The sequence below is a fragment of the Cobetia sp. genome (assembly GCF_983723665.1).
Map to the genome: position 1 here is coordinate 1 of NZ_CFDJES010000086.1, position 5360 is coordinate 5360.

Sequence of the window (5360 nt, forward strand, 5' to 3'; positions counted from 1 at the left end):
GAGCTCGACAAGCAGCATCGACGTCGTCAGGAGCAGCTCGAGAAGCGCGTCGAGCGTCTCGATGCCCAGGCAGCCGAGCAACGCAAGCAGCTGCAGGAAGAAGAGCGTCGCCGCTTTGAGGAGACCTCGGCTCGCCAGCAGCGCGAGACGGAGCTCAAGGACATGCGCGCACAGCTGGAGCACTCCTCGGCGGAATACTCACGCCTGGAGGCCCAGCTGGGGCAGCTGACGCATGAGAACAAGCTGCTCAAGGAACGCCTGGCCTTTGCGCCCTTGCCGCCCTTCGTATGCTGAAAGCCTTGCCGAGTGATCGCCACGCACTTGCGGCGTGATGATCTCCATGACTGACGTGATGCAATGCACACGAAAACGCCGCCCTGATGGGCGGCGTTTTTTGTCAGTGCTGTTGAGATATCAAAACCGTCAGTGTCGTGATGGCGACGCCATCGGGTGAATCAGGTTGTCAAAAGTGTGGCGAACATCTCACAGCAGCTCTTCCGCGACCAGCGCCAGACGTGAGCGCTCGACGCACTTGAGTGTCACGTGACTGGCATGCGGCCACGAGCTGAAGCGCTGCACTGCCACCGCCAGGCCGCAGGTGTTGGCGGTCAGATAGGGAGTGTCTATCTGGCCCACATTGCCCAGCAGTACCACCTTGGTGTTGGCGCCCGCCCGTGTCAGCAGGCCCTTGAGCTGCTTGGGCGTCAGGTTCTGGGCTTCATCGATGATCAGGAAGGTATCGCTCAGCGTGCGGCCACGCATGAAGGATGGTGAACGAATCTGGACACGATTGCCGATCCAGGCGCGCGTGGCCTCCTCGTTCCAGGCGCTGGTGCCTTCTCCCTCCTTGCGCAGCAGGTTGTCCATGTTGTCATGGAAGGCTCCCATCCACGGCGACATCTTCTCTTCTTCGGTGCCGGGCAGAAAGCCGATCTCTTCGCCCATCGCGATCGGCGCGCGGGTGAAGATGATGCGCTCGAAACGCTTCTTCTCCAGTGTCTGCTCGAACGCGGCAGCCAGCGTCATGTAAGTCTTGCCGGTGCCTGCACTGCCCGCGATCGACACCATGTCGACGCTGTCGTCCATCAGCAGGTTGAGGGCGAAGTTCTGGCGACTGTCATGGGCATTCACCCCCCAGGCGCTGCGCTCGTTGCGATAGTTCTGCAGCACTTCCAGGCGTGCATAGTCGTGCTCCAGCTCGCGTACGATGGCCTCGAAGCTGGCGCCATCATCCCCATCACAATCCGCGATCAGCATGCCCGGGTACCAGTCCTTGGGCATCTGGCCTGACAGCTCATAGAAGGTGCGATGGTGCTCGCGCGTGACGGTGACATCGACCTGCATGTCGTCCCAGACGCCCTGGCCGTCGTGGCCGGCCTCATGAAAGAGCTTGACGCCCTCGATCATGGCGTCGCTGTCGGTGAAGGCGCGATCCGTTAGATAGTCTTCCACCGCCATGCCCAGGGCGGCGGCCTTGATGCGTAGGTTGATGTCCTTGGTCACCAGGATGACCGAGGCGTCCTGACAGCGTGCAGACAGGCTGCGAGTCTCGGCGAGAATACGATTGTCGGCGCAGGCGTCGCTCTGATCGACATGGCCGGAGAGGAAGTGAAGGTTGCCCGTGCCATTCATGGAAGGCGGGAGCGGAATTCCACGCAGGATTTCCTGAGGTGTGACATCCGCGGTGAGATCGGACAGCGTGCGGCTGATCTGGCGGGCGGTATGGGCAATCTCCTTGTTGCCATTCTTGTGCTTGTCCAGCTCCTCCAGCACCGTCATCGGGATGACGACATCATGCTCGTCAAACTGGAACAGGGCTGAGGGGTCGTGAATCAGCACGTTGGTATCGAGGACGTACAGACGACGGGACTGCTTCTCGACTCTTACCATTGGCGACATGCCTTCCGTTGGAGTGTGCCCCTTGAAGCTAGCATGATGAATATGTCGATCGTGTTGCAAAAACGCGTTCATATTTCACGCTAGCCTTGCAGACAGGTCACGCAGGGCAGGCGCATACTGTTGCTCCCTCATGAAATGCCCTCTTGCCTGGTGCCTGACAGCATCATGCTGAGCAGCGCCAACCTGTAGCAGAGAGAGCCAGCCGCGCCGCACGCAAAGTCAGCGCCTCAGGTATAAGACAGCGCCGCAGGCATGAAAAAGCCGCCCACCGAGCATCTCGGGGGCGGCTTTTGTTTATCCCCTCACGGCATCCGCCGTGAGGGTTGGCGCTGAAACGCTATCTTGTCGAGCGGATAACGCTGCGGCGTCAGGCAACAGCGGGTTGCTGACGACGTCGACGTACCTGCAGGAAGCCGATCAGCCACAGCAATGCCAGTGCCGGCAGCATGGCGATTTCCTTCGGCGGACGCTCAGCCGTCTGCTGGATGCCATCGATGGTGTAGTCGAAATCGATGCCGGCCTGCTGTGCCACGCTGCCGTACTCGATCATGCTGACCAGTACCTGCTCGTCGCTGATATCCAGCGTCAGGCCGACATCGGTCAGACGGGCTTCGCCACTCTCGGCGTCAGAGACCGGCAGCAACACGGTCTTGGAGACCTCGTCGCCGTCCAGATTGATGCCCGAGACGTGAATCGGCAGCTTGCTGTCCACCGGCGCTTCGGCGATCAGCGTCTCGATCTGCTGCGGCGCGGCCATGGTGGTCGGCGGATAGATCATGTCCCACCAGTAGCCCGGACGGAACAACGTGAAGGTGATCAGCAGCAGACCGATGGTCTCATACCAGCGCGTACGCGTCAGCCAGTAGCCTTGCGTCGCCGCCGCGAAGACCAGCATCGCCGCGACGGCCGAGGCCACCGTGATCGCCAGATGCCAGTAGCTGTCGATGTTCATCAGCAACAGGTTGGTATTGAAGATGAACATGAACGGCAGGATCGCGGTGCGGATATCGTAGGTGAAGCCCTGGATACCGGTCTTGATCGGGTCTGCCTTGGCGATCGCGGCCGCCGCGAAGGCGGCTAGCCCCACCGGTGGCGTGTCATCGGCCAATATCCCGAAGTAGAACACGAACAGGTGCACGGCGATAAGCGGCACGATCAGGCCGTTTTCCGCGCCCAGATTGACGATGACCGGTGCCATCAGCGTCGAGACGACGATGTAGTTGGCGGTCGTCGGCAGGCCCATGCCCAGAATCAGACTGATCACGGCGGTGAAGAGCAGGATCAGCATCAGGTTGCCGGCCGAGATGAACTCGACGAAGGCGGTCATCTTCAGACCCAGCCCGGTCAGGGTCACGGTACCCACGACGATACCTGCCGCCGCGGTCGCCACACCGATGCCGATCATGTTCTTGGCGCCGATCACCAGGCCATGGAAGAGGTCTTCGCCACCGCGTTGTGCGGCGCCGCCGACATTGCCTTCCTTGCGGAAGATGGCCACCAGCGGACGCTGGGTCACGGTGATGAAGATCATGAACAGCACGGCCCAGAAGGCCGACAGTCCCGGTGACATGCGTTCGACGGTCAGGCACCACACCAGCACGACGACCGGCAGCAGGAAGTAGAGACCGACCTTGACGGTCGGGCCGACCGGCGGCAGTTCATCGATGTCGCCTTCCCCAAGTTCCGGGAAGCGTGCCGAATAGGCGATCAGTGCCACATAGGAGGCCAGCAGCAGCGGCAACACGATCCAGACCGCGCCATCCCCCGCCAGGGTCTTGATCCAGCCGATGCCGTAGTAGACGACCAGCGTGAGTATCCCCATGCCGATGAAGACGGTCAGGAAGGTCAGCAAGGTCGCGATCATGCTGGTCTTCTGGGTGCGCTTGAGGCCTTCCATGCCGGCCTTGCACGCTTCCAGGTGCACGATGTAGATCAGGGCGATGTAGGAGATCAATGCCGGCAGCAAGGCATGCTTGATGACGTCAAGGTAAGGAATGCCGACGTATTCGACCATCAGGAAGGCCGCGGCGCCCATGATCGGCGGCGTCAGCTGGCCATTGGTGGACGCGGCCACTTCCACGGCGCCCGCCTTGGTGGCCGGGAAGCCGACCTTCTTCATCAGCGGGATGGTGAAGGTACCGGTGGTGACGACGTTGGCGATGGAGGAGCCGGAGATGATACCGGACAGGCCAGAGGCGACGACGGCGGCCTTGGCCGGTCCGCCCCGCATGTGGCCGAGCATGGAGAAGGCCATGCGGATGAAGTAGTTGCCGGCGCCAGCACGTTCCAGCAAGGCACCGAATAGCACGAACAGGAACACGAAGTCGGTGGAAACGCCGAGCGCGACCCCGAACACCCCTTCCGTGGTCAGCCACTGGTGGCCGAGCAGCTTGTTGAGGCTGGCCCCGGCATGCGCGATGACATCGGGCATGTAGGCGCCGAACAGGCTGTAGAGAAGAAAGACGCTGGCGACGACCGCAAGGGGCGGCCCGAGTGCGCGCCGTGTGGCTTCCAGCAGCAGGACCAGGCCGATTCCCGAGAACACCAGGTCCACGGTGGTATAGGCGCCAGCGCGACGTGCCAGTTCATCACTGAAGATCAGCACATAGGCGACACCCGCCACGGCGAAGATCGCCAGGGCCCAGTCATAGAGGGGAATGCGATTGGCGGGAGCCCCCTTGTAGGCCGGGTACGCCACGAAGGCCAGCGAGATGGCAAAACAGAGATGCACGGCGCGCGCGGTGTCGGAATTTAGCAGCGACAACGGCGAGGCGTGGTAAAGCTGGAACAACGACCATGCCAGTGGAATCAGCCACATGAAGTGGCGGCCCACGAAGCCTACGGGATGACGGCCGCCGGTTTCCGACTCCAGCATCTCGAGGACTTCAGCATCATGATGCGTCTCGGCGTCTGGCGCCTGAGACGTTGCTGCAGTTTGGGTTTTGGTCATTTTTTGTGATCCGGTACGCGAGTCAGGCGATGGCTGACAGGTCACCTTCTTGCTCGACCAGAAGGTCCTGCTCAACCACATGCTTATCAAGCTGGTTACGTCTTCAGTATGTCCGGCCTGACAGATGTTTCCATTGATTCACCCGATCAGGGCGTAAATTTCCTGAACGATGTCCTGAACGGGTAGTGAGCTAGGCTCGTGACGAGCGTGAGGCCTTGTATGGTCACGCTTGTCCATGCTGCGGCTGCCGTCACGTCACTTGCCACTCGCAGGCAAGTCCTGGTTGCGCGCTGACGGCGGGTATCTCTGCTGCGCTTTCCCTGCTCGGCCTTTTTCTGGTTGGCCCTTTCCTGCACGACCTAAGTGGCCGCCCGGGAATGCAGACTTTCCACAAGCACGGAGACCGCAACGAGTGCGGTCTCCGGGAATTCCCTGTGCTCCCTGTGCTCGGATCCCTGAGCGCAGGGTGAGCGTTCATGCATGGCGCCTCGCAGGCGAGGCGCGCAGGGCA

Annotated in this window: 3 protein-coding genes; 1 reads left to right on the top strand and 2 read right to left on the bottom strand. The window is 61.5% G+C overall.

Going from position 1 to position 5360, the window contains the following annotated elements:
• On the top strand, positions 1 to 294 hold a 294-nt coding region (locus tag AC4FAH_RS09805; protein ID WP_490245960.1), incomplete at its 5' end, for a hypothetical protein.
• A gap of 189 nt (positions 295 to 483) precedes the next feature.
• On the opposite strand, the gene AC4FAH_RS09810 is transcribed toward AC4FAH_RS09805, so the two are convergent.
• Together AC4FAH_RS09810 and AC4FAH_RS09815 are read right to left on the bottom strand one after the other, a co-directional pair.
• The gene (locus AC4FAH_RS09810; RefSeq protein ID WP_213113778.1) at positions 484 to 1890 is read right to left on the bottom strand and encodes a PhoH family protein; all 1407 of its coding nucleotides are present in this window, start codon (positions 1888 to 1890) and stop codon (positions 484 to 486) included.
• Between the two features lie 376 nt (positions 1891 to 2266).
• Positions 2267 to 4849, bottom strand: a complete 2583-nt coding sequence (locus AC4FAH_RS09815; protein WP_225346674.1) for a TRAP transporter permease — start codon at positions 4847 to 4849, stop codon at positions 2267 to 2269.
• Positions 4850 to 5360 lie beyond the last annotated feature (511 nt).